Here is a 19,744-nt window from a genome sequence, read left to right as displayed (position 1 = left end):
CGCGCGTCGGAAAGCGGGACGACCTACGGGTGGGGTGGATTTTCCTTTCGTTGAGCGTCGCGGTCGCCCATCAGACTGGCCGGACCTATGACGGACCGCCCGAATCGGGCAGCGGCGGCGTCGGCGGCAGCCTCCGCCTCCCGCCAACCGCGCTCGGGCGCGCCGAGGGTGAGCTGTCGGTGCGCGCCCTGCGCCGGGGCGAGCCCCTCCACCCGGACACCGACGAGCCGGATCCGCTCGCCCGGGTCCAGTGCGGTGTAGAGCGCCCAGACCGTGTCGAACATCTCGCGGGCGGTGTCGGTGGCCACGTCGAGGGTGCGGGAGCGGCTGACGGTCCGGAAGTCGGCCAGCCGCACCTTGAGTGCGACGGTGCGCCCGACCTGCCCGGAGCCACGCAACCGGACGCCGACCTTGGCGCTGAGCGCGAGCAACGCGCGGCGGATCTCCAAAGGGTCGGCCACGTCGACGTCGAAGGTCACCTCGGCGCCGATCGACTTGTCGACGTGCTCGGGGCTGACCCGGCGTGGGTCCCGTCCCCAGGCCAGCTCGTGCAGGTGGGCCGCCGACGCCGCGCCGACCGCCTTGCGGAGCAGGCCCAACGGGGCCTCGGCGAGGTCGCCGACGGTGGCCAGGCCGAGCCTGCGCAGCGACTCGGCGGCCCGCTCCCCCACTCCCCAGAGCGCGTCCACCGGCAGCGGGTGCAGGAAGTCGAGCACCTGCCCCGAGGGCACCACCAGCAGGCCGTCCGGCTTGGCTCGGGTGGAACCGAGTTTCGCCACGAACTTGCTCGGCGCCACCCCGACCGAACAGGTGAGCGCCTGCTCGTCGGCGACCCGTTGGCGGATCAGTCGGGCGATGGCGGCCGGGGAGCCGAAGAGCCGACGGGCGCCGTTCACGTCGAGGAACGCCTCGTCGAGGGAGAGCGGCTCGACCAGCGGGGTGATGTCCCGGAAGATCTGCATCACCGCCCGGGAGGCGGCCGTGTAGGCGCTGAACTCCGGTGGCAGGTAGACCGCGTGCGGGCAGCGCGCCCGAGCCTGGCTGGTCGGCATCGCGCTGCGGACGCCGTAACGGCGGGCCTCGTAGCTGGCCGAGCTGACCACGCCGCGCGGCCCCACCCCGCCGACGACGACCGGCCGGCCGCGCAGCTCCGGTCGGCGGCGCACCTCGACGGCGGCGAAGAAGGCGTCCATGTCGACGTGCAGGATCGGGCTGCCGGAGTCGTCGGCATCCGGCCCGAAGCGCGGATCCCCACCCCGGGGCAACGACTGACTGCGGCCCATCCGGGCAGGTTAACCCGAAGGTACGACACCACCAGCCGCCGGCGGGCCGGACCGTGCGCCGGTCAGCCGCGCACGACCAGCAGCGGCACGGTCAGCTCGACGGCGGTGTCCGACCCGTGGTACGCCACCAGCTTCGACGCCATCGGCCGCTCGGTGCGGCTGGCCATGACCGCGTAGGTGTCGTTGCAGATCACCACCACGTCACCGATGCGCCCGAGGTGGTCCTCGGGCACCGGCCCGAACCAGCCGGTGGCCACCACCTCGTCGCGGGTGCGTACCCGCGCGGCGTCGCCGAGCACGGTCGACCAGGTGGCCACCACGTCGTCGAGCGCGCCCGGCGCGACGTGCAGGTACCGCACCCGGGCCTCACCGGCGACCACCCGGACCCCGTCGCGCAGGCGGGGATCGGCGTCCAGGTCGAAGCGGTGCTCGGCGGGGATGTCGAGTTGGCCGTGGTCGGCGGTCACCAGCAGCGCCGCGTCCGGCGGGAGGCCGTCGACCAGTCGGGCGACCAGCGCGTCCACCTCGGTGGCGGCGGCCCGCCAGGGTGCCGAGTCGACGCCGCTGAGGTGGCCGTGCCGGTCCAGGTCGGCGTGGTAGCCGGAGACCAGCGTCGGCCCGGCGCCGGCGGACAGCGCGGCCAGCATGGCGGTGGCCACCGCGTCCCCACCGGCGGCGCCCCGGAAGTCGCCGCCCCGGTTGGCCGCCAGGGTCAACCCGCTGCCGCCGAACTCGGGCCGACTCACCACAGTCGTCGTCACACCGGCGGCGCGGGCGCGCTCCAACTGGGTGGTCACCGGCTGCCAGCTCAGCGGCGACGGATCGCCGGCCCAGTCGGTGTGGGTGAGCACGCGGTCCGTGCCCGGCACCCGCACGGTGAAGCCGAGCACCCCGTGTGCGCCGGGCGGGGCACCGGTGCCCAGCGACACCAGGCTGGTCGGGGTGGTGGACGGGAAACCCGCGATGAGCGGCCGGGCCGTGGTCGCGGCGAGCCCGGCGAGCGTCGGCGCGTACGGGGCGGCGGTCGATACCTGGTACCAGCCGAGCCCGTCGACCAGCAGCACGGCGATCCGGCGCACCCCGGCCAGCGTGGGGGCCAGCCCGAGCGGGTCGGCCGAGCCGGGCACGCCCAGCACGGCGAGCGCGCTGGGCAGCACGTCCGCGAGACGGCCACCGCCGTGGTGCGGCCCGAGGACCGCCAGCGGCGGCCCGGGTGGCGGGTCGCTCATGCCGGTCGGCGGGCGAACAGGTGCAGTTGGGCGGCCAGGTCCCGGTACGGCGGTTGGGCGGCCAGCGCGCGTTCCAGCTCGACCAGGGCGGCGGACTGCCCGTCGGCGACCGCGGCCGGCAGCAGGTCGGCCAGCACTCGTACCCCGTGGATCTCCTCGACCACCAGCCCGGCGGCGCCGAGCAGCGCGGCGGCACCGGGGGCGTCGTAGCGCCGCCGCAGCGTGTCGCGCGGCCCGGCCGTGCCGGCGGGATCGGTGGCCAGGGCGGTCGCGACGTCCAGGTGCCCGTTCATCGCCCGGCCCAGCACGGCGGCGGCCCGGCCGGCGACCAGGACACTGGCCGCGCCGCCGGGACGCAGCGCGGTGGCCAGCGCGGCGACCACCGGCGTCGGGTCGTCGACCACCTCCAGCACGGCGTGGCAGAGCACCAGGTCGACGCCGGCCGGCTCGACCAGCCCGGCGAGGGCGTCACCGTCGCCCTGCACGGCGGCGATCCGGTCGGCCACCCCGGCCTCGGCGGCCCGACGGGTGAGCGCCGCGAGGGAGTCGGGGCTGGCGTCGACCACGGTGACCCGGTGCCCGGCGCGGGCCAGCGGAACGGCGAAACCGCCGGTGCCACCGCCCACGTCGAGCACGGTCAGCTCGGCGTCTCCGCGCCGGTCCAACTCGGCACGGAGCACCGACCAGATCACGGCGGTACGGGGTGTCAGCGGCGGCTCGGCGAACCGGCCTCGGGTCTGCTCCACCCGGTCGAGCCTAGTGGGTCAGGAGTCGGTGCCCTCGGCCTCGTCCTCGGCCCGGGACCGGCGCTCGTTGGCCACCGGACCGTTTGTCACCTCGTACTCGCGGGGGTCGGCGAGGTGCGATGGCACCCAGCCGGTGCCCAGCCGGGTCCGCCGGGCGTTGGCGATTCCACCGGTGTACGCGTGATTTCCCGTCATTGTCGTTCTCCCTCACGGATCACGGGCGGCTCTGCCCGCTCGGGACGAGTCTCCCGCCCAACGACCCAGGAAACCGTAATGTGGATCACTCTCTCAGCGGAAGTCACGGGAGGCGGGGCTGACCGGCGGCTCGATGGCGTCCAGTCGGTCGGCGACCAGGTTGGTCACCCCCTCGTGCCGCTGCAACCGCCCCCGGACCACGAGCGCGGCGCTGGTCCGGGCCACCCGCCGGTAGCGCTGCCACAACCCCGGCGAGCAGGTGACATTGAGCATCCCCGTCTCGTCCTCCAGGTTGAGGAAGGTGACCCCGCCCGCGGTCGCCGGACGTTGCCGGTGGGTGACGATGCCGCCGACCCGGATCCGTTGCCCCGGCTCCACCCGGCCCAGCCGGGCGATCGGCACCGCGCCGAGCACGTCGAGCTGACCCCGGATGAAGCGGGCCGGATGGCTCTCCGGGGACAGCCCGGTGGCCCACACGTCGGCGATCAGCCGGTCCACCGCCTCCATCCCGGGCAGCGTGGGGGCCGCCGCGCCGGTCACCGTGCCGGGCAGCCGGCCCGGCCGGTCCTGGGCCGCCGCGCCGGCGGCCCAGAGCGCCTCCCGCCGGGTCAGCCCGAAACAGGCGAAGGCGTCCGCGGTGGCCAGCGCCTCCAGTTGCGCGGCGGTGAGACCGACCCGCCGGGCCAGATCCGACATGTCCCGGTACGCCCCACCGGCGTCCCGGTCCGCCGCGATCCGCTCGGCCACGTCGGCGCCGAGGGTACGCACGCTGGACAGGCCGAGCCGGACGGCCGGGCCGCCCAGCCCCCACGCGTGCGGCGGCTCCCCCGGCCCGCTGCCCCACCGGGTCTCCGGGGTGGATTCCAGCACCGCCACCGCCCCGCTGGCGTTGATGTCCGGCCGGCGTACCTCCACGCCGTGCCGGCGGGCGTCGTCGACAAGGGTCTGCGGGGAGTAGAAGCCCATCGGCTGGGCGTTGAGCAGCGCCGCCAGGAACGGCGCCGGGTGGTAGCGCTTGAGCCACGAGCTGGCGTAGACCAGGTAGGCGAAGCTCATCGCGTGGCTCTCCGGGAAGCCGTAGCTGGCGAACGCGGTGAGCTTGCGGTACACGTCGTCGGCCAGCTCGCCGGTGATGCCCCGCTCGGCCATCCCGGCGTAGAGCCGGTCGGCGATGCGGGTCATCCGCTCGACCGACCGTTTGGCGCCCATCGCCCGGCGCAACTGGTCGGCCTCGGCCGCGTCGAAGCCGGCCAGGTCGATCGCGAGCTGCATCAACTGCTCCTGGAACAGCGGCACACCCAGGGTCTTCTCCAGGGCGTTGCGCATCAGCGGGTGCGCGAACGTCACCGGCTCCTGGCCGTTCTTGCGCCGGATGAACGGGTGCACCGAACCGCCCTGGATCGGGCCGGGGCGGATCAGCGCCACCTCGACCACCAGGTCGTAGAACTCGCGGGGCTTGAGCCGGGGCAGGGTGGCCATCTGGGCACGACTCTCCACCTGGAACACCCCGACCGAGTCGGCCCGGCAGAGCATGTCGTAGACCTCCGGGTCGTCCAGGGTCATGTCACCCAGGTCGAGGCTCTCGCCGATCATGTCGTAGCCGTAGTGCAGGGCGGAGAGCATGCCGAGCCCGAGCAGGTCGAACTTGACCAGGCCCACCGCCGCGCAGTCGTCCTTGTCCCACTGGAGCACGCTGCGCCCGGGCATCCGCCCCCACTCCACCGGGCAGACCTCGATCACCGGCCGGTCGCAGATCACCATGCCGCCGGAGTGGATGCCCAGGTGCCGGGGGAACGTCTGCAACTCGTTGGCGTACTCCACCACCTGCTCGGGGATGTTCTCGACGTCGACCGTGGCGACCGAGCCCCACCTGTCGATCTGCTTGCTCCAGGCGTCCTGCTGACCGGGCGAGAAGCCGAACGCCTTGGCCACGTCCCGCACCGCCGACCGGGGTCGGTAGGAGATGACGTTGGCGACCTGGGCGGCGTGTTCCCGGCCGTAGCGGGTGTAGACGTGCTGGATCACCTCCTCCCGGCGGTCGGACTCGATGTCCACGTCGATGTCCGGTGGGCCGTCCCGCTCCGGGGCGAGGAACCGCTCGAAGAGCAGCCGGTGCCGGACCGCGTCCACATTGGTGATCCGCAGCGCGTAGCAGACCGCCGAGTTGGCCGCCGACCCCCGGCCCTGGCAGTAGATGTCCTGCTCACGGCAGAACGAGACGATGTCGTAGACCACCAGGAAGTAGCCGGGGAAGCCCAGCTCCTCGATCATGTTGAGTTCGTGGTCGAGTTGCGCGTACGCCGCCGGGTGCGCCTGCGGCGGCCCGTAGCGCTCGTGCGCGCCGTCCGCGGTCAGCTTGCGCAGCCAGCTCATCTCGGTGTGCCCCGGCGGCACCGGGTACGCCGGCAACTGCGGCGCGACCAGTTGCAGGTCGAAGGCCAACTCGGCGCCGAACTCGGCGGCCCGCGCCACCGCACCCGGGTACGCGGCGAACCGGGCCGCCATCTCCGCGCCGCTGCGCAGGTGGGCGGTGGCCGCGGCGGGCAGCCAACCGTCGATCTCGTCCAGGCTGCGGCGGGCCCGGACGGCGGCGACGGTGGTGGCCAGCCGACGCCGGCCGGGGCTGGCGTAGTGCACGTTGTTGCTGGCCACCGTCGGCAGCCCGGCCGCGGCGGCCAGCTCGGCGAGCGCGTCGTTGCGGTCGGCGTCGACGGGATGACCGTGGTCGGTCAGCTCCACCGCGACCGTCTCCGCGCCGAAGAGCGCGGTCAGCCGGTCCAACTCGCGCGCCGCCGCGTCCACGCCCTCGGTGAGCAGCGCACCCGGCACGTGCCCCTTGCGACAACCGGTCAACACCAGCACGTGGTCACGCAGTTCCTCGGCGACCTGCTCCAGCTCCCCGTAGACCGGGCGGCCCTTCTCCCCGCCGCGCAGCTGGGCGCGGGCGATGGTGGTGGCCAGCCGGGCGTACCCCTCGTGGCCGTGCGCGAGCACCAACAGGTGCGCGCCGTGCGGGTCGGGTTCGCCGTTCTGCGGGCCGGGCAGCCCGAGGGACAGCTCCGCGCCGAAGATGGTCGGCAGGCCCAGCGTCCGAGCCGCCTCGGCGAAGCGGACCACCCCGTAGAAGCCGTCGTGGTCGGTGACGGCGAGCGCGGTGAGCCCCAGCCGGGCCGCCTCCTCGGCCAGCTCCTCCGGGTGACTGGCACCGTCGAGGAAGCTGAAGTTGGTGTGCGCGTGCAGCTCCGCGTAGGGCACCACGCCGTCGGGGCGGGTCAGCTCCGGCGGCTGGTACCGCTCGCGGTGGCGACTCCAGGCCGGGGAGTCTCCCCCGTCGGCGTCCACGGCGAGCGGGTCCACCACGTGCAGGTGCCGCTCCTCACGCGACCGCCCGCCGCCGGCCCGCCCGGAGAGCACCCGCTCCAACTCCGACCAGGGCATCTTCGGGTTGTGGAAGCTCACCTGGCCGCCACCTCGCACCGATCACGGCCAGGGGACGTGTGCTCAGTCATAGATCGCCTCCACCAGCCACTGCCCGGCCTCGACGGCCAGCAGCAGGGCGGCGCCGTCGGCCAGGCTGACCTGGAACCGGGCCCGACGGCGGGCCTCGGCCGGGGCCCACCACCGCTCGTCCACCGGCCACGGGCCGGCCCAGCCCACGATCTCCGCCGGCTGACCGGTGCCGACCACCAACCGAGCCGGTGGGGCGCTCACCGCCAGCCGCGCGCTGATCACCACCGGCTCGCCGGCGGCGTCGTGCACGGTCGCGGCGAGTGGGCTGGGCAGCACCACCGCCGGCGCCGGCGCCGGGAGTCGTCCGGGCCACGGCGGCACCCCGCCCGTGCCGCGGGCAGCAGGCCGACCGGCACCGCCGGCCCGGGCAGCGCCGCCGGCGCTCGACTCACCGGCCAGCGACACCGGACCGGAACGCGCGACCGCCTCACCCGACAACGGCACCGAACCAGAACGTGCGACCGCCTCGCCGGGCAGCGGCGCCGGGCCGGGACGGGTGGGGAGACGTTCGTCGCCCCACGGCACCAGTCGCACCTGGTCGGCCGGGGAGCGACCACCGCCGAGCACAGCGGTGACCACCGCCTCCGGGCCGAGGATGCCCTGCACGCGGCTCAACGCCCGGTGTGCCCGGTCCCGCTCCTCACCGGCCTCCCCCCACAGGCCGACCTGTAGGCCGGCCTGGGCGATCACCCCGTCCGGGACCAGCCGCAACCGGATGATGCCGGCCGTCGGCCGGGCCGGTCGTGCGCCGGTACGGCCGTTGCTGCCGGAGAGCCAACCGTCGAGTTGCCAGCGCACCCGGTCGGCGATGGCCGCGGCCGTGAGCAGGCCATCGTGCCGCCACACCCGGTGCAGCTCCTGACCGTGTTCGGTGACCGCCTCGATGCCGAGCCGGGTGCAGGCCAGCCCGCGCCCGGCCAGCCCCTCGTGCAACTGTTCGGCCAACGCCCGGGCCGCGAACGCCGCCGCGTCGACCCGGTCGATCGGTTCGTCGTACCCGGCGGTCACCGTCAGGTCGGCCGGTGGCTGCCGGACGGCGAGCGGTCGGTGGTCGCGCCCGGCCGCGAGCCGGTGGGCCAACGCTCCGTCGAACCCGAACCGGGCCACCACGTCGCCGGCCGGCAACGCGGCGAAGTCGCCGAGGGTACGCACCCCCAGCCGGCGCAGCAGGTCGGCCAATGCCGACCGGCCGAGCGCCTCGACCGGCAACCCGGCCAGGAACTCCGGTGTCCCGCCCGGTGCCACCACCCGGCCGGCGCGGGCGGCCAACCCGGCCGCGAACACCCCGTCGGCGATGCCTACCTGACTCTCCACCAGGCACGACTGGGCGACATGCTCGATGATCCGCTCAGCGGCCGCCTCCTCACCGCCGAGGTAGCGGCCCGGCCCCCGGGCGGCCACCGCGCAGGCGCCCGGACGGACCACCTCCACGCCGGCGACCAACTCCTCCACTGCGGCGACCACCGGCTCGAACGCCCGGGCGTCCCGGCCTGGGTCGTATTCCACGACGGTGAGTTGCGGGCAGCGACCCTGCGCCTCCCGCTTACGCAGACCTCGGCGTACCCCCTCGGCGCGGGCCCGCTCGGAGCAGGCGACCACCCGGTTGGCGTGCAGCACGGCCACCGGGCTGGTCGCCGGCACCCCGTCGACGATCTCGGCGGCGAGCACCGGCCAGTCCGGGCACCACAGCAGCAGGGTGCGTGGTGGAGAACCGGTCACCCCCGACCGACCAGGGCAAGCGGCGCGGCCGGTCGGCCCACGGTCGACGGCACCGTGCGGGGAATGACCCGGGTCAGCTCGTCACCCGGGAGCCAGACCTTGATCTCCTTGGGTCGGGCGGCCGCCCCGCGCCCGCGCGCCGAGACGGTGACCTCCCGGCGGCGCAGCCGCCCCCGGCCCTGACCGAGCCCTTCCCACACTCCACGGACCACCCGCAGTGTCACGTCCGCGCCGTCCCACCGGCCGTACGGGACGAGCACGCTGCCGCGCTGCCGGGCCCGGGCGGCCAGCCGGGTGGCGACCGAGGCGGAGACCGTGGCCGGCACGGTGGTGACCACGACGTCCACCCCGTCGATCAGCGCGGCGACCACGGTGGCCCACTCCGGGCCGGGATTCGGCACCAGGGCCAGCCGGTCCAGGGCGATGCCCAGCTCAGCGGCCGCACCCGCACCGAACGTCGGCACACCGACCACGGCGCACCACGAGCCGGCCCGGGACGCCTCAGCGAGCAGGGCCAGCATCAGCGAGGTGCCGCCGCTGCGCTGGGGCTGGCCGGCGGCGACCGCGATGGTGCTCCCCCGGCGCAGGCCTCGGTTGGGCAGCAGACCGGTCAGCTCGGGTGCCACCGGCAGCACCCGATGGCCACCGACCGGGTCGGGTGCGCTCGCCGGGCGCACCAGATCGGCCAGTGCGGCGGAACCGACCACCATGCGGCCCGCCATTGGACCAACCCCCCGTCGTTGCTGCTGCTGTGGATCACATTCAGGACCGGCACGCCGTGCCACCGCCCGCCCGGCTCCCCCCGCGGGGCGGTCGGTGGCACGGCGGGCTCATGCCGCGAGGCCGTCCAGGGCCGGTTGGTGGGCCACGCCGAGCGCGGTCTCCACCACCGTGACGAACTGTTCGGCGGCGCGGAGCAGGTCGTCGGCTTCCCGGGCGCTGACCACCCGGGGGATGCCGGCCTCGGCGGCGGCGCGCTTGCTGGCGCCGGCGGCGAAGAATCGGGACCACTCGTCGAGCTCCGGAGCGACGGCGCAGAGGAGGACCCAGACACTGGTGATCCGGTTGCGTCGACTGGGCGCGGGCCGGGCGCGGGCGGCGAGCAGGGCAGCCGCCGCCCGCAGCGCCGCCAGGTGGGCAGCCGCGTAGCGCAGGCCGTCGGGTCGGGTCTGGCCGGCCTCGACCAGCCCGCGCCGCGCCAACGTGAGGAGTTGGGCGGGGGTGCGGTGCGGCAGCACGTGCGCCGGCACCGTCGGTGCCTGAGCCGGGTTGGTCGGCATGGGTGTCTCTCCTCCACGTGGCCGAGACGTCGCTCCGGCGGCTGATGCCACCGACGAGACGCCGAGGTCGGGTGGTGCGGAGGAAGGCGCACCGGGTGTGGCCGGCCGGGTGTGGACGCTTCCCCACACCACACCCGGCCGGCGTACCGGCGGGTGCGTCGCTCGCCGCCCGGGGGTCGTGGGCGGCGAGCGACGCTCCTGCCTGTCGGGACCAGGCTCGCGACTGCCCGGAAACCCAGGTGCGGCCCGCGGAGCCACACCGGCCGGAGCTGGCGCCGCGAAACGCCGCGCTCCGGCTGGTTGGAACGGGCGTTCGAGGCAATCGAACACTCGTTCTAACTGCTGCTGACAGTACACCTCCCCTCCGACGAAAATGCAACGTGTGACGCGCCGCCCGTGCCGGCCGACTGAACCGGGCGCCAGCGGACCGGGAAGAATGGCGGGATGCAGCCACACCCGAACGTACGGGCGGTGCAGGACGCGCTCACCGCCGCCGGCACGCTCGACGGCGCCGGTGAGCCCAGCACGATCCGCCTGCTGCCCGAGGCGGTGCACACCGCGGCGGCCGCCGCCGAGGCGCTCGACGTCGAGGTCGGCCAGATCGCCAACTCGTTGATCTTCGACGCGGACGACGCGCCGCTGCTCGTGCTCACCTCCGGCGCGCACCGGGTGGACACCGCCGGCCTGGCCGCGTCGATCGGGGTCACCCGGCTGCGCCGGGCCACCCCGGAGTTCGTCCGGACGCACACCGGGCAGCCGATCGGCGGGGTCGCCCCGCTCGGGCACCCGCACCCGCTGCGCACCCTGGTGGACACGGCGCTGGCGACGTACCCCGAGATCTGGGCCGCGGGTGGCGTACCGCAGGCGGTCTTTCCGACCACCTACGCCGAACTGCTGCGGGTCACCGCCGGCACCCCGGCCGAGGTGGCGTGAGCGAGCCAACCGGTGAGCCCGGCAGCGCCGTACCGGAGTTGGTCACCCTGCACGTCTGGCGGACCTCCCCCGGTGCGCTGCCCCGGGCGCTGATCCGGATGGCGGTGGACCCGCGCCGGCTGCGGACCCACCCGGGCGTCCGGTTCGGCAAGCTGCTGGGCACCGGGACCGGCACCGGCTTCGGACCCGGCGACGCCGACCTGACCCGGTGGGCGGCGCTGACCGTCTGGGACTCCCCCGCCTCGGCGGCCGACTTCGACGACTCGCCGGTCGGCCGCGCCTGGGCCCGCATCGCCCGCGCCCAGGCCCGGGTCGACCTGCGTCCGCTGAGCAGCCGGGGCGAGTGGTCCGGTCAACGACCGTTCGGCGAGCCCGCGGGCGGCCGGGTCACCGGCCCGGTGCTGGCGCTGACCCGGGCCCGGTTGCGGGTACGCCGGGCGGCCACCTTCTGGCGGGCGATCCCGCCGGTGGCCGCCGCCCTGCGCGACGCGCCCGGGTTGCTGGCCCGGTTCGGGGTCGGGGAGGCACCGCTGGGTTGGCAGGGCACGGTGAGCGTGTGGCGCGACCCGACAGACCTGGTGGCGTTCGCGTACCGTCACCCGGAGCACCGGGCGGCGATCATGCGAACCCCCACCGAGGGCTGGTACGCCGAGGAGTTGTTCGCCCGGTTCGAGGTGCGCGACGTGGTCGGCGACCGGTCGGTGCTCGGGTGGGTCGCCGACGGTGGCCCGAAAACGGTGAAGGGTGGACGGGCATGAGGTTGGTGCGCTGGACGCCGGACGATCTCGTCCGGCGGCTGGACGACGTGGTGGCCGTCTACGGCGAGGCGATGGGATACCGCACCGACCTGCTCGAGGCCCGACGCGGCTACATCGCCACCCACGTCCGCCGGCCGGGTTTCCGGGCGGTCGCCAGCCTGACCAGCGAGGGGCACCTCGCCGGTTTCGGCTACGGCTACCTGGGCGCCTCCGGTCAGTGGTGGCACGACCAGGTGTACCGGGCGCTGGACACCCCGACCCGCACGCGCTGGCTCACCCACTGCTTCGAGGTGGTCGAGTTGCACGTCCGGCCACCGGCGCAGGGCCACGGCCTGGGCACCGGCCAACTGCGCGCGCTGCTCGGCATGGCCGAGGGCGACACCACGCTGCTGTCCACCCCGGAGGCCGACGAGCAGACCTCGCGGGCCTGGCGGTTGTACCGGCGCTTCGGTTTCGTCGACGTGCTGCGCAACTTCCACTTCCCCGGCGACGAGCGACCGTTCGGCGTGCTCGGTCGGGATCTGCCGCTCGAGCCACCGGCGTCATGACCCGGCGGATCTCCTGGACACTGCTCGCCGTCCTGGTGCTCGCCCAGATCTGCTACCCGCTCACCACCGGCGCCACCCGGGCCGGGCTCACCGTGGCCACCGTCGTACTCGGGTGGCTGCTCTCGGTGGGCCACGCGCTGCTCAGCCGGGGTCCGCGGGTCGCGGCGGCGCTGGTGGCGGTGGCCACCGGCGGTGGGTTCGCGATCGAGGCGGTCGGGGTGGCCACCGGTGTGCCGTTCGGCAGCTACGACTACTCCGGGGAACTGGGTCCCAAGCTGGCCGGAGTGCCGCTGATCATTCCGCTGGCCTGGACCTGGATGGCCTGGCCGGCCTGGCTGGCGGCGGTCCGGCTGACCGGCGGCGGCGGGTCGGCGGCTGCTCGGTGGGTACGGCGGATCGCGCTGGCCACCGTGGGGCTGGCCGCCTGGGACCTCTTCCTCGACCCGCAGATGGTGGCCGAGGGCTACTGGGTCTGGCGGGACGCCACCCCCGCGTTGCCCGGCCTGGCCGGCATTCCGGTCAGCAACTACCTGGGCTGGTTGCTCTTCGCGGTGCTGATGATGAGCGCCCTGCGTCCGCTGGCCGGATCGGCCGCCGAGCACACCGACCGGCGCGACGACCCGATGGCCGCGCTCTACCTGTGGACGTACTTCTCCAGCATCCTGGCCCACGCGGTCTTCCTCGACCTGCCCGCGTCGGCGCTCTGGGGGGCGGCCGGCATGTCGGTGACCGCCATACCCCTGGCGGTGACCCTCCTGCGTGCCCGCCGGGGCGGTGACTCCGGTCGGAAGGCCCACCAGCCACACCGCCCCGGCGTCGACGCGACCCGATGACCGTCCTGCTCGCCCTGCTCATCGCCGTCGCCGCGCTGACCGGGCACACCTGGCTCAACGCCACCCGCTGGCTGCGCCGGCCTGCCGACCGACCCGACGCCCTCGACGAGCCGGTCGCCGTGCTGCTGCCGCTGCGCGACGAGGCCGCCCGGGTCACGCCCTGCCTGCGCGCCCTGCTCGCCCAACGCGGTGTACCGGGGCTGCGCGTCGTGGTCCTCGACGACGGGTCCACCGACGGCACCGCCGACGTGGTCCGCGCGGTGGTCGGCGACGATCCCCGGGTCACGCTCCTCACCGGGGTCGCCCCGCCGCCGGGCTGGCTGGGCAAGCCGCACGCCTGCTGGCAGTTGGCCACCCGGGCCGACCCGGACGCCACCGCGCTGGTCTTCGTCGACGCCGACGTGGTGCTCGCCCCGCACGCGGTGGCGGCGGCCGTCACCGAGCTACGCGACGCCCGCGTGACGCTGCTGTCGCCGTACCCCCGGATCGTGGCGGCGACGGCGGCCGACCGGCTGGTGCAGCCGCTGTTGCAGTGGTTGTGGTTGACGTTCCTGCCGCTGCGCGCGATGGAACGCTCGCGGCGGCCGTCGCTGGCCGCGGCGGGCGGCCAGTTCCTGGTGCTGGACCGGGCCGGCTACACCGCCGCCGGCGGGCACGCCGCGGTCGCCGACAAGATCCTGGAGGACGTCGAGCTGGCCCGGGCGGTCAAACGCGCCGGTGGGCGGATCGCCCTGGCCGACGGCTCCCGGCTGGCCACCTGCCGGATGTACGACGACTGGCCGCAACTGCGCGACGGGTACGCGAAGTCGCTCTGGGCGTCGTTCGGGCACCCGGGCGCGGCGGCGGCCGTGGTGGCGGCGCTGCTGCTGCTCTACACCGCCCCGCCGCTGATCGCGCTGGGGTTCGCCTCGACAGCTCCGCGGGTGTCGATGGTTGCGCTCATCGCATACCTGCTGGGGGTGGCCGGACGGGTGCTCACCGCCCGGGCGACCGGAGGCCGGTGGTGGCCCGACGCGCTCGCACACCCCGTGTCGGTCGTGGTCCTCGGTTGGTTGACCCTACGGTCGTACCATCTGCGAAAGCGACGCCGCCTGACCTGGCGGGGCCGCCCGGTCAGCTAGGAGGGCGTGGCATGGCGCGGATCGTGGTCGTCGGCGCCGGGGTGGGTGGCCTCGCCACCGCCGCCCGGCTGGCCGCCACCGGGCACCAGGTGACCGTCTTCGAGGCCGCCGACACGGTCGGTGGCAAGCTCGGCCGGTACGCGCACGACACCCCGGCCGGTCCGTTCCACTTCGACACCGGGCCGAGCCTGCTCACCCTGCCCCAGGTCTTCCACGACCTGTTCGAGGCGACCGGGGCGAAGCTCGACGAATATCTCGACCTGGTCCCGTTGGACCCGATCGTCCGGCACGTCTTTCCCGGCGGCGGCCCGACCCTGGACTCGTGCGCCGACCCGGCGGAGTTCACCACCCGGATCGGGGCCGCCCTCGGTGACCGGGCGGCGGCCGACTGGCAACGGCTGTGGCACCGCGCCGAACGGGTGTGGCGGGCCTCCGAACGCGACATCCTGCGCCGTACCGTCGGCTCCCCCCGCGATCTCGCGTCGTTGGCCTGGCGGCTCGGCGACCTGGCTGCCATCGCCCCGGGCCGCACCCTGCGCGGGTTGGGCCGCGGGCACCTGTCCGACCCGCGGCTGCGGATGATGCTGGACCGGTACGCCACCTACACCGGCGCCGACCCGCGCCGGGCGCCGGCGGCGCTGGTCGCGGTCCCCTACGCCGAGCTGGCCTTCGGTGGCTGGTACCTGCGCGGTGGGCTGGGCACCCTCGCCGACGCGCTGCTGACCCGCTGCCTGGACCTCGGCGTGGTCGTGCAGACCGACACCACGGTCACCCGGATCGACGCCACCGGCGGCCGGGTGCACGGGGTACGCCTCGCCGGCGTCAACGCGCCGGTGCCCGCCGACGTGGTGGTGGCCAACGTGGACGCGCTGACCGTCTACCGTGACCTGCTGCCGCACCCGCGTCGGCTGGCCGGGCTGACCGACCGCAGCCTCGCCGGCTTCGTGCTGCTGCTCGGTGTCTCCGGCAGCACCGGGCTGGCCCACCACACCGTCTTCTTCCCGGACGACTACGACGCGGAGTTCGACGCCGTCTTCGGGAACCCCGGGCGCGGCGTACGGGCCCGGCCGGCGGTCGACCCGACGGTGTTCGTCACCGTGGCCGACGACCCGATGGTCCGTCCGGGCGGGCACGAGGCGTGGTTCGTGCTGGTCAACGCCCCCCGCCACGGCAGCGCGGCGGGCGCGGTCGACTGGCGACGCCCGGGGCTGGCCGACGCGTACGCCGACCGGATCCTGGAGGTGCTGGCCCGGCGCGGCGTGGACGTGCGCGACCGGCTGCTGTTCCGCGAGATCCGCACCCCCGCCGACCTGGGCACGGCGACCGGCGCGCCGGGCGGTTCGATCTACGGCACCGCCGGCGGGTTGCTCCGCCCCGCCAACCGCGGCCCGGCGAACGGGCTGTGGCTGGTGGGTGGCTCCACCCACCCGGGCGGCGGGTTGCCGATGGTGACCCTCTCCGCGCAGATCGTCGCCGACGAGATCGGCCCCGCCTGGTAGGGCCAGCCGCTCAGCCGGCGTCGAGCAGGGCGCGCCGGATGCTGGAGAGCAGTTGCCCGAGGCCGAAACCGGCCAGCAGCACCCACACCGCGGTCGCCATGGTGATGGTGCCGGCGGCCAGGTCCGCCTCGATCAGGCCGGCCAGCCCGGCGACCACCAGGCCGGCCAGCGCCACTGAGACCCGGGTGGGGCGTTCCCCGACGGTGACCGCGCCGATGTCACGCATGCCGGCGGCGACCGCCCGGGCCCGCACGTACTCGTGCAGCCAGGACAGCGCGCCACCCGCGACGACGAGCGCTCCCGGCGCGCCGACCAGCCAGAACGCCAGCAGCCAGGCCACCTCACCGAGCCGGTCGGCGACCGAGTCGTAGACGTAGCCGAGCCGGGTGGTGCGGCCGGTGGCGACCGCCACCGCACCGTCCACGCTGTCCGCCACGGCGGCGAGCAGCACGAACAACGCACCGAGGAACGGCCCGTCTCCCGGCCGGGTAACCAGCAACGGTACGCAGAAACAGAGCACCACCCCGGCCACGGTGACCGCGGTGGGGCTGACCCGCAGCCGCCCCAGCACGTACCCCACGTGGTAGGCGAACCGCAGCCAGGCGCGCACCACCGGCGCCGCGACCCGCGGGTCGAACCCGCCGTGCAACCGCGCCCATGCCGTGGCGTACTGGTCCCAGTTCAGCTGTGTGCCCACCACGGATCAACCGTCGTGCCGGGCATCAGGTGTCGCAGGTGGGACATTCACACCCGCGCGCCGACCTTCAGGTTCTGCCAGACCTCACGAGTCGCGGTGGACCGGTTGAGGGTGATGAAGTGGATGCCCGGCACACCCTCGTCCAGCAGTCGGCGGCTCATCTCGCTGGCCTGCTCGACACCGAGCTGGCGAACGGCCTCCGGGTCGTCGGCGACCCGCTCGAAGCGGGCCGCCAGCGCCGGCGGGAAGGGCGCGCCGGACAGCTGCACGGACCGCTCGATGGTGCCGATCTGGGTCACCGGCATCACCCCGGCCAGGATCGGGGTGTCGCAGCCGGCGGCGGCCACCCGGTCCCGCAGCCGTAGGTAGTCGTCGGCGTCGAAGAACATCTGCGTGATCGCGAACTCGGCGCCGGCCCGGCACTTGCGGACGAAGTGCGCGGTGTCGCTGGCCACGTCGGGTGAGCGGGGGTGCTTGTACGGGAAGGCCGCCACGCCCACGCTGAAGTCACCGGCGTCGCGGACCAGGCGGACCAGGTCCTCGGCGTAGTCGACGCCCTCGGCGTGGCGGACCCACTCCCCGCCGGGGTCGCCCGGCGGGTCACCGCGCACCGCCAGCACGTTGCGCACCCCCACCCCGGCGAGCCGGCCGATCACGTGTCGCAGCTCGGCGACGGAGTGGTTGACCGCGGTCAGGTGGGCCATCGGCAGCAGGGTGGTGTCGGTGGCGATCCGTTCGGTCACCGACACGGTGGTGTCCCGGGTCGAACCGCCCGCACCGTAGGTGATCGACACGAATGACGGGCGCAGCGACTCCAGCTCGCGGATGGCCTGCCAGAGCAGCGTCTCCCCCGCCTCCGTCTTGGGCGGGAAGAACTCGAACGAGAAGGTCGGTTGGCGCTCACGAATGAGCTCCCCGATCGCCGGCTGCGGATTGGGGAGTACCGAGGGAAGACCGAGCGCCACGACCCGACTCTAGCGGGCGACGCCACCACGACCCAGACGCTTTCCACTTGGCGGTCCCCTACCGCACCGTCCGCCGGGTCCGACGGCCGGAGGGCGTCGTACCCCGGAGGTAGGAATGGGTGGCGTGGGAGGGGCGGCGGGGGCGGCGCCCGGGTCCCGCGCGGGGGTCAGCCACACGTGGTGACGCAGGTCCCGTCCGGTCGGGGCGGGTCGTCACCCGCACCGACGCCCGCCAGGAGGACCCATGACCGCGCCCCGATCGCCGCGCCCGGCGCAGCTCGGCCCGCTGCTGGCCCGGTGCCGGCTGGCCCGTGGCTGGAGCCAGCAGCGGGCCGCCGCCGAGTTGTGCGCCGCCGCCGGGGTGCCGACGTTGAGCCGGCACGAGGTGTCCCGGTGGGAACGACAGCGTCGTGTTCCCGGTGGGTTCTGGCTCGGCTGGCTCGCCGTCGTCCTGGACGTGCCGCTGGTGACCCTCACCGAGGCCGCCGCGGGCACCCGCCGGGCCGGCGCCACGCGCGCCCCCGGACCGGGCCGCACCGCGGCGGCCGGCACGCGACCGGCGGGGCGCACCGGTCCCGGTCGCACCGACGGGACCAGGGCCGGTGGCACAGTCCTCGGTCGAGCCGAGGCGGAGGCCAGACGGCGGTCCGGCAAGAGGCTTTGACACCGGCCCTACGCGTGGCACCGGGGCGCGGACCGGAGCGACCGGCTAGCGTCGGTACGTGACCCACGCTGCCCCCGTCTCTCCCGTCGACCGTGCCGGCCTACGGCAGCGCGTCGACAAAGCCCTCAGCGAGTTCCTGACCGGCCAACGCGTGCGACTCGCCGCCGTGGATGACGCCCTGGCCCCGGTGGCCGAGGCGATCGAGGCTTTCGTGCTCGGCGGCGGCAAACGGCTCCGCCCGGCATTCGCGTACTGGGGGTTTCGGGGCGCGGGCGGCCTCGACGGCGACGAGGTGCTCACCGCCCTGGCCGCGCTGGAGTTCGTCCAGGCCAGTGCCCTGATCCACGACGACCTGATGGACCGGTCCGACACCCGACGCGGCGAGCTCGCGGTGCACCGGCGGTTCGCCGCACGGCACCGGGAGGCCGGCTGGGGCGGTGACCCGGACGGCTTCGGCGACGCCGCCGCCATCCTGCTCGGCGACCTGTGCCTGGTCTGGTCCGACGAGCTGCTGCACTCCGCGGGGCTGGACCTGTGGTCGTTGGCGCGGGCCCGACCGGTCTTCGACGAGATGCGCACCGAGGTCACCGTCGGGCAGTACCTCGACGTGCTGACGCAGGTCACCGGCGACACCTCGGTGGAACGGGCCAGCAAGGTCGCCCGGTACAAGTCGGCGAAGTACACCGTCGAGCGTCCGCTGCTGCTCGGCGCCGCGCTGGCCGACGCGACGGCAGACGTACGGGCGTGCTACTCGGCGTACGGGCTGCCGCTGGGTGAGGCGTTCCAGCTCCGCGACGACGTGCTGGGTGTCTTCGGTGATCCGGCGCTGACCGGCAAGCCGGCCGGGGACGACCTGCGCGAGGGCAAGCGCACCTACCTGGTGGCGGCGGCCGTGGAGGCCACCGACGACGCCGGGCGTGAGCTGCTGCTGGGCCAACTCGGCGACCCTGAGCTGGACGAGCGGGGAGTGGCTCGGCTCCGCGAGCTGATCACCGCGAGCGGGGCGTTGGCCCGCACCGAGCAGCGGATCGTCACGCTGACCGACGCCGCGCTGGCGGCCCTGACCGCCGTCGACCTGGACACCGAGGCCCGCCAGGCCCTGGTAGACCTGGCCATAGCCGCAACCCGCCGAGCCGACTAACCCCGCGTCCCGGCCCCTGGCCCGTTTCTGCGCATTGATCATGGAGTTATCGCCACCCGCCTCGGCGTGGCAATAACCTCATGATCGACGCGCAGAAACGGCCGGGGCGGCCGGGTGGGGTGGGGGGCTAGAAGCCTAGGGCTTGGGCTCGGCGTTTTACTTCGCGGGCCTGGTCGCCGGAGAGGGCTGCGGCCGGCGTGTTGCCGGGGAGGGTGTCGTCCGGCTCGTACAGCCAGCGCAGGGCGGCCTCGTCGTCGTAGCCGTTGTCGGTGAGCAGGTTGAGCACGCCGGGCAGGTGCTTGAGCGCGGTCTCGTTGGCGACCAGGTCCGCCGGGATGCGGCGGATGCCGTCGCGGCGGACCGCCAGCAACTCCCGGTCACGGATCATCTGGTGCACCTTGCTGATCGACACGTCGAGGCGCTCGGCGACGTCGGGCAGGGTCAGCCAGCCGGCCGGGTCGGCGGGTCCGGCGAGCTCCAGGCTGGGCACGGCCTGGTCGGGTACGGGTTCGGTCACCCGACCACCCTGCCACGCCACCGTCGCGACGGGCCACCGGCACCCCGGACGACCGCTCTCGTGGCGCCGCTGGCCCGCGGATAAGGCAGCGGTGAGCGCAGCGGGA

The 19,744-nt window shown here is 74.7% G+C and carries 19 protein-coding genes; 8 read left to right on the top strand and 11 right to left on the bottom strand.

From position 1 onward, the window contains the following. Positions 1-23 precede the first annotated feature (23 nt). The 8 genes from AB0A90_RS22290 to AB0A90_RS22255 all read right to left on the bottom strand — a co-directional run bounded on the left by AB0A90_RS22290 (position 24) and on the right by AB0A90_RS22255 (position 9,962). Positions 24-1,283, bottom strand: a complete 1,260-nt coding sequence (locus tag AB0A90_RS22290) for a DNA polymerase IV (RefSeq protein ID WP_357251017.1) — start codon at positions 1,281-1,283, stop codon at positions 24-26. 62 nt (positions 1,284-1,345) lie between these two features. After that, the gene (locus tag AB0A90_RS22285; RefSeq protein WP_357251014.1) at positions 1,346-2,512 is read right to left on the bottom strand and encodes a nucleotide pyrophosphatase/phosphodiesterase family protein; all 1,167 of its coding nucleotides are present in this window, start codon (positions 2,510-2,512) and stop codon (positions 1,346-1,348) included. Then, complete coding sequence (locus AB0A90_RS22280) at positions 2,509-3,258, bottom strand: methyltransferase domain-containing protein (protein WP_357251011.1); 750 nt, start codon at positions 3,256-3,258, stop codon at positions 2,509-2,511. The genes AB0A90_RS22285 and AB0A90_RS22280 overlap by 4 nt, the downstream gene beginning before the upstream one ends. A gap of 18 nt (positions 3,259-3,276) precedes the next feature. Then, positions 3,277-3,453, bottom strand: a complete 177-nt coding sequence (locus AB0A90_RS22275) for a hypothetical protein (RefSeq protein WP_357251008.1) — start codon at positions 3,451-3,453, stop codon at positions 3,277-3,279. Positions 3,454-3,546: 93 nt separating this feature from the next. Beyond that, positions 3,547-6,912, bottom strand: coding sequence for an error-prone DNA polymerase (locus AB0A90_RS22270; RefSeq protein ID WP_357251005.1), 3,366 nt, complete (start codon positions 6,910-6,912; stop codon positions 3,547-3,549). Between the two features lie 42 nt (positions 6,913-6,954). After that, entirely contained in the window at positions 6,955-8,682 is a 1,728-nt protein-coding gene (locus AB0A90_RS22265; protein WP_357251002.1) for a DNA polymerase Y family protein, read from the bottom strand. Then, the gene (locus tag AB0A90_RS22260; RefSeq protein ID WP_357250999.1) at positions 8,679-9,404 is read right to left on the bottom strand and encodes a hypothetical protein; all 726 of its coding nucleotides are present in this window, start codon (positions 9,402-9,404) and stop codon (positions 8,679-8,681) included. The genes AB0A90_RS22265 and AB0A90_RS22260 overlap by 4 nt, the downstream gene beginning before the upstream one ends. A 108-nt stretch (positions 9,405-9,512) precedes the next feature. After that, a complete protein-coding gene (locus tag AB0A90_RS22255) occupies positions 9,513-9,962 on the bottom strand; it encodes an SAV_6107 family HEPN domain-containing protein (protein ID WP_007463070.1) in 450 nt (149 codons plus the stop codon). A gap of 444 nt (positions 9,963-10,406) precedes the next feature. Between AB0A90_RS22255 and AB0A90_RS22250 the strand changes: the two genes are divergently transcribed. From AB0A90_RS22250 to crtI, 6 genes are read left to right on the top strand one after another with little or no spacing between them, the layout of a single operon-like run. Beyond that, entirely contained in the window at positions 10,407-10,895 is a 489-nt protein-coding gene (locus AB0A90_RS22250; protein ID WP_357250996.1) for a YbaK/EbsC family protein, read from the top strand. Further along, positions 10,892-11,653 (top strand): monooxygenase, encoded by a 762-nt coding sequence (locus AB0A90_RS22245; protein ID WP_357250993.1) that lies wholly within the window; start codon positions 10,892-10,894, stop codon positions 11,651-11,653. Before AB0A90_RS22250 ends, AB0A90_RS22245 begins: the two co-directional genes overlap by 4 nt. Then, positions 11,650-12,201 carry a GNAT family N-acetyltransferase gene (locus tag AB0A90_RS22240; RefSeq protein WP_357250990.1) on the top strand — a complete coding sequence of 184 codons (552 nt, stop codon included), beginning with the start codon at positions 11,650-11,652 and terminating at the stop codon, positions 12,199-12,201. The genes AB0A90_RS22245 and AB0A90_RS22240 overlap by 4 nt, the downstream gene beginning before the upstream one ends. Next, complete coding sequence (locus tag AB0A90_RS22235; RefSeq protein ID WP_357250987.1) at positions 12,198-13,034, top strand: carotenoid biosynthesis protein; 837 nt, start codon at positions 12,198-12,200, stop codon at positions 13,032-13,034. The genes AB0A90_RS22240 and AB0A90_RS22235 overlap by 4 nt, the downstream gene beginning before the upstream one ends. Continuing rightward, positions 13,031-14,155, top strand: coding sequence for a glycosyltransferase family 2 protein (locus AB0A90_RS22230; RefSeq protein ID WP_357250984.1), 1,125 nt, complete (start codon positions 13,031-13,033; stop codon positions 14,153-14,155). The genes AB0A90_RS22235 and AB0A90_RS22230 overlap by 4 nt, the downstream gene beginning before the upstream one ends. Before the next feature lie 11 nt (positions 14,156-14,166). Then, on the top strand, positions 14,167-15,654 hold the full coding sequence (gene crtI, locus AB0A90_RS22225; RefSeq protein WP_357250981.1) for a phytoene desaturase family protein: 1,488 nt from the start codon (positions 14,167-14,169) through the stop codon (positions 15,652-15,654). Between the two features lie 10 nt (positions 15,655-15,664). Here crtI and AB0A90_RS22220 read toward each other — a convergent pair whose 3' ends face one another. Beyond that, complete coding sequence (locus AB0A90_RS22220) at positions 15,665-16,354, bottom strand: CDP-alcohol phosphatidyltransferase family protein (protein ID WP_357250978.1); 690 nt, start codon at positions 16,352-16,354, stop codon at positions 15,665-15,667. Between the two features lie 44 nt (positions 16,355-16,398). Then, positions 16,399-17,316 (bottom strand): methylenetetrahydrofolate reductase [NAD(P)H], encoded by a 918-nt coding sequence (metF, locus tag AB0A90_RS22215; protein WP_357250975.1) that lies wholly within the window; start codon positions 17,314-17,316, stop codon positions 16,399-16,401. A gap of 244 nt (positions 17,317-17,560) precedes the next feature. Here metF and AB0A90_RS22210 point away from each other — a divergent pair, with 244 nt between their 5' ends. After that, a complete protein-coding gene (locus AB0A90_RS22210) occupies positions 17,561-17,980 on the top strand; it encodes a helix-turn-helix domain-containing protein (RefSeq protein ID WP_357250972.1) in 420 nt (139 codons plus the stop codon). Between the two features lie 58 nt (positions 17,981-18,038). Further along, positions 18,039-19,121, top strand: a complete 1,083-nt coding sequence (locus AB0A90_RS22205; RefSeq protein WP_357250969.1) for a polyprenyl synthetase family protein — start codon at positions 18,039-18,041, stop codon at positions 19,119-19,121. Positions 19,122-19,248: 127 nt separating this feature from the next. Here AB0A90_RS22205 and AB0A90_RS22200 read toward each other — a convergent pair whose 3' ends face one another. Continuing rightward, positions 19,249-19,638 (bottom strand): Rv2175c family DNA-binding protein, encoded by a 390-nt coding sequence (locus AB0A90_RS22200; RefSeq protein ID WP_357250966.1) that lies wholly within the window; start codon positions 19,636-19,638, stop codon positions 19,249-19,251. Positions 19,639-19,744 lie beyond the last annotated feature (106 nt).

It is taken from the genome of Micromonospora sp. NPDC049204 (assembly GCF_040647935.1).
Classification (GTDB): Bacteria; Actinomycetota; Actinomycetes; order Mycobacteriales; family Micromonosporaceae; genus Micromonospora.
This window is presented reverse-complemented; position numbering and strand designations above follow the sequence as displayed.

Coding starts and splice junctions, on each gene's coding strand:
- AB0A90_RS22250 (WP_357250996.1), top strand. CDS start 10,407: ATGCAGCCACACCCGAACGTACGGGCGGTGCAGGACGCGCTCACCGCC.
- AB0A90_RS22240 (WP_357250990.1), top strand. CDS start 11,650: ATGAGGTTGGTGCGCTGGACGCCGGACGATCTCGTCCGGCGGCTGGAC.
- AB0A90_RS22255 (WP_007463070.1), bottom strand. CDS start 9,962: ATGCCGACCAACCCGGCTCAGGCACCGACGGTGCCGGCGCACGTGCTG.
- AB0A90_RS22275 (WP_357251008.1), bottom strand. CDS start 3,453: ATGACGGGAAATCACGCGTACACCGGTGGAATCGCCAACGCCCGGCGG.
- AB0A90_RS22285 (WP_357251014.1), bottom strand. CDS start 2,512: ATGAGCGACCCGCCACCCGGGCCGCCGCTGGCGGTCCTCGGGCCGCAC.
- AB0A90_RS22260 (WP_357250999.1), bottom strand. CDS start 9,404: ATGGCGGGCCGCATGGTGGTCGGTTCCGCCGCACTGGCCGATCTGGTG.
- AB0A90_RS22230 (WP_357250984.1), top strand. CDS start 13,031: ATGACCGTCCTGCTCGCCCTGCTCATCGCCGTCGCCGCGCTGACCGGG.
- AB0A90_RS22235 (WP_357250987.1), top strand. CDS start 12,198: ATGACCCGGCGGATCTCCTGGACACTGCTCGCCGTCCTGGTGCTCGCC.
- AB0A90_RS22210 (WP_357250972.1), top strand. CDS start 17,561: ATGACCGCGCCCCGATCGCCGCGCCCGGCGCAGCTCGGCCCGCTGCTG.
- crtI (WP_357250981.1), top strand. CDS start 14,167: ATGGCGCGGATCGTGGTCGTCGGCGCCGGGGTGGGTGGCCTCGCCACC.
- AB0A90_RS22290 (WP_357251017.1), bottom strand. CDS start 1,283: ATGGGCCGCAGTCAGTCGTTGCCCCGGGGTGGGGATCCGCGCTTCGGG.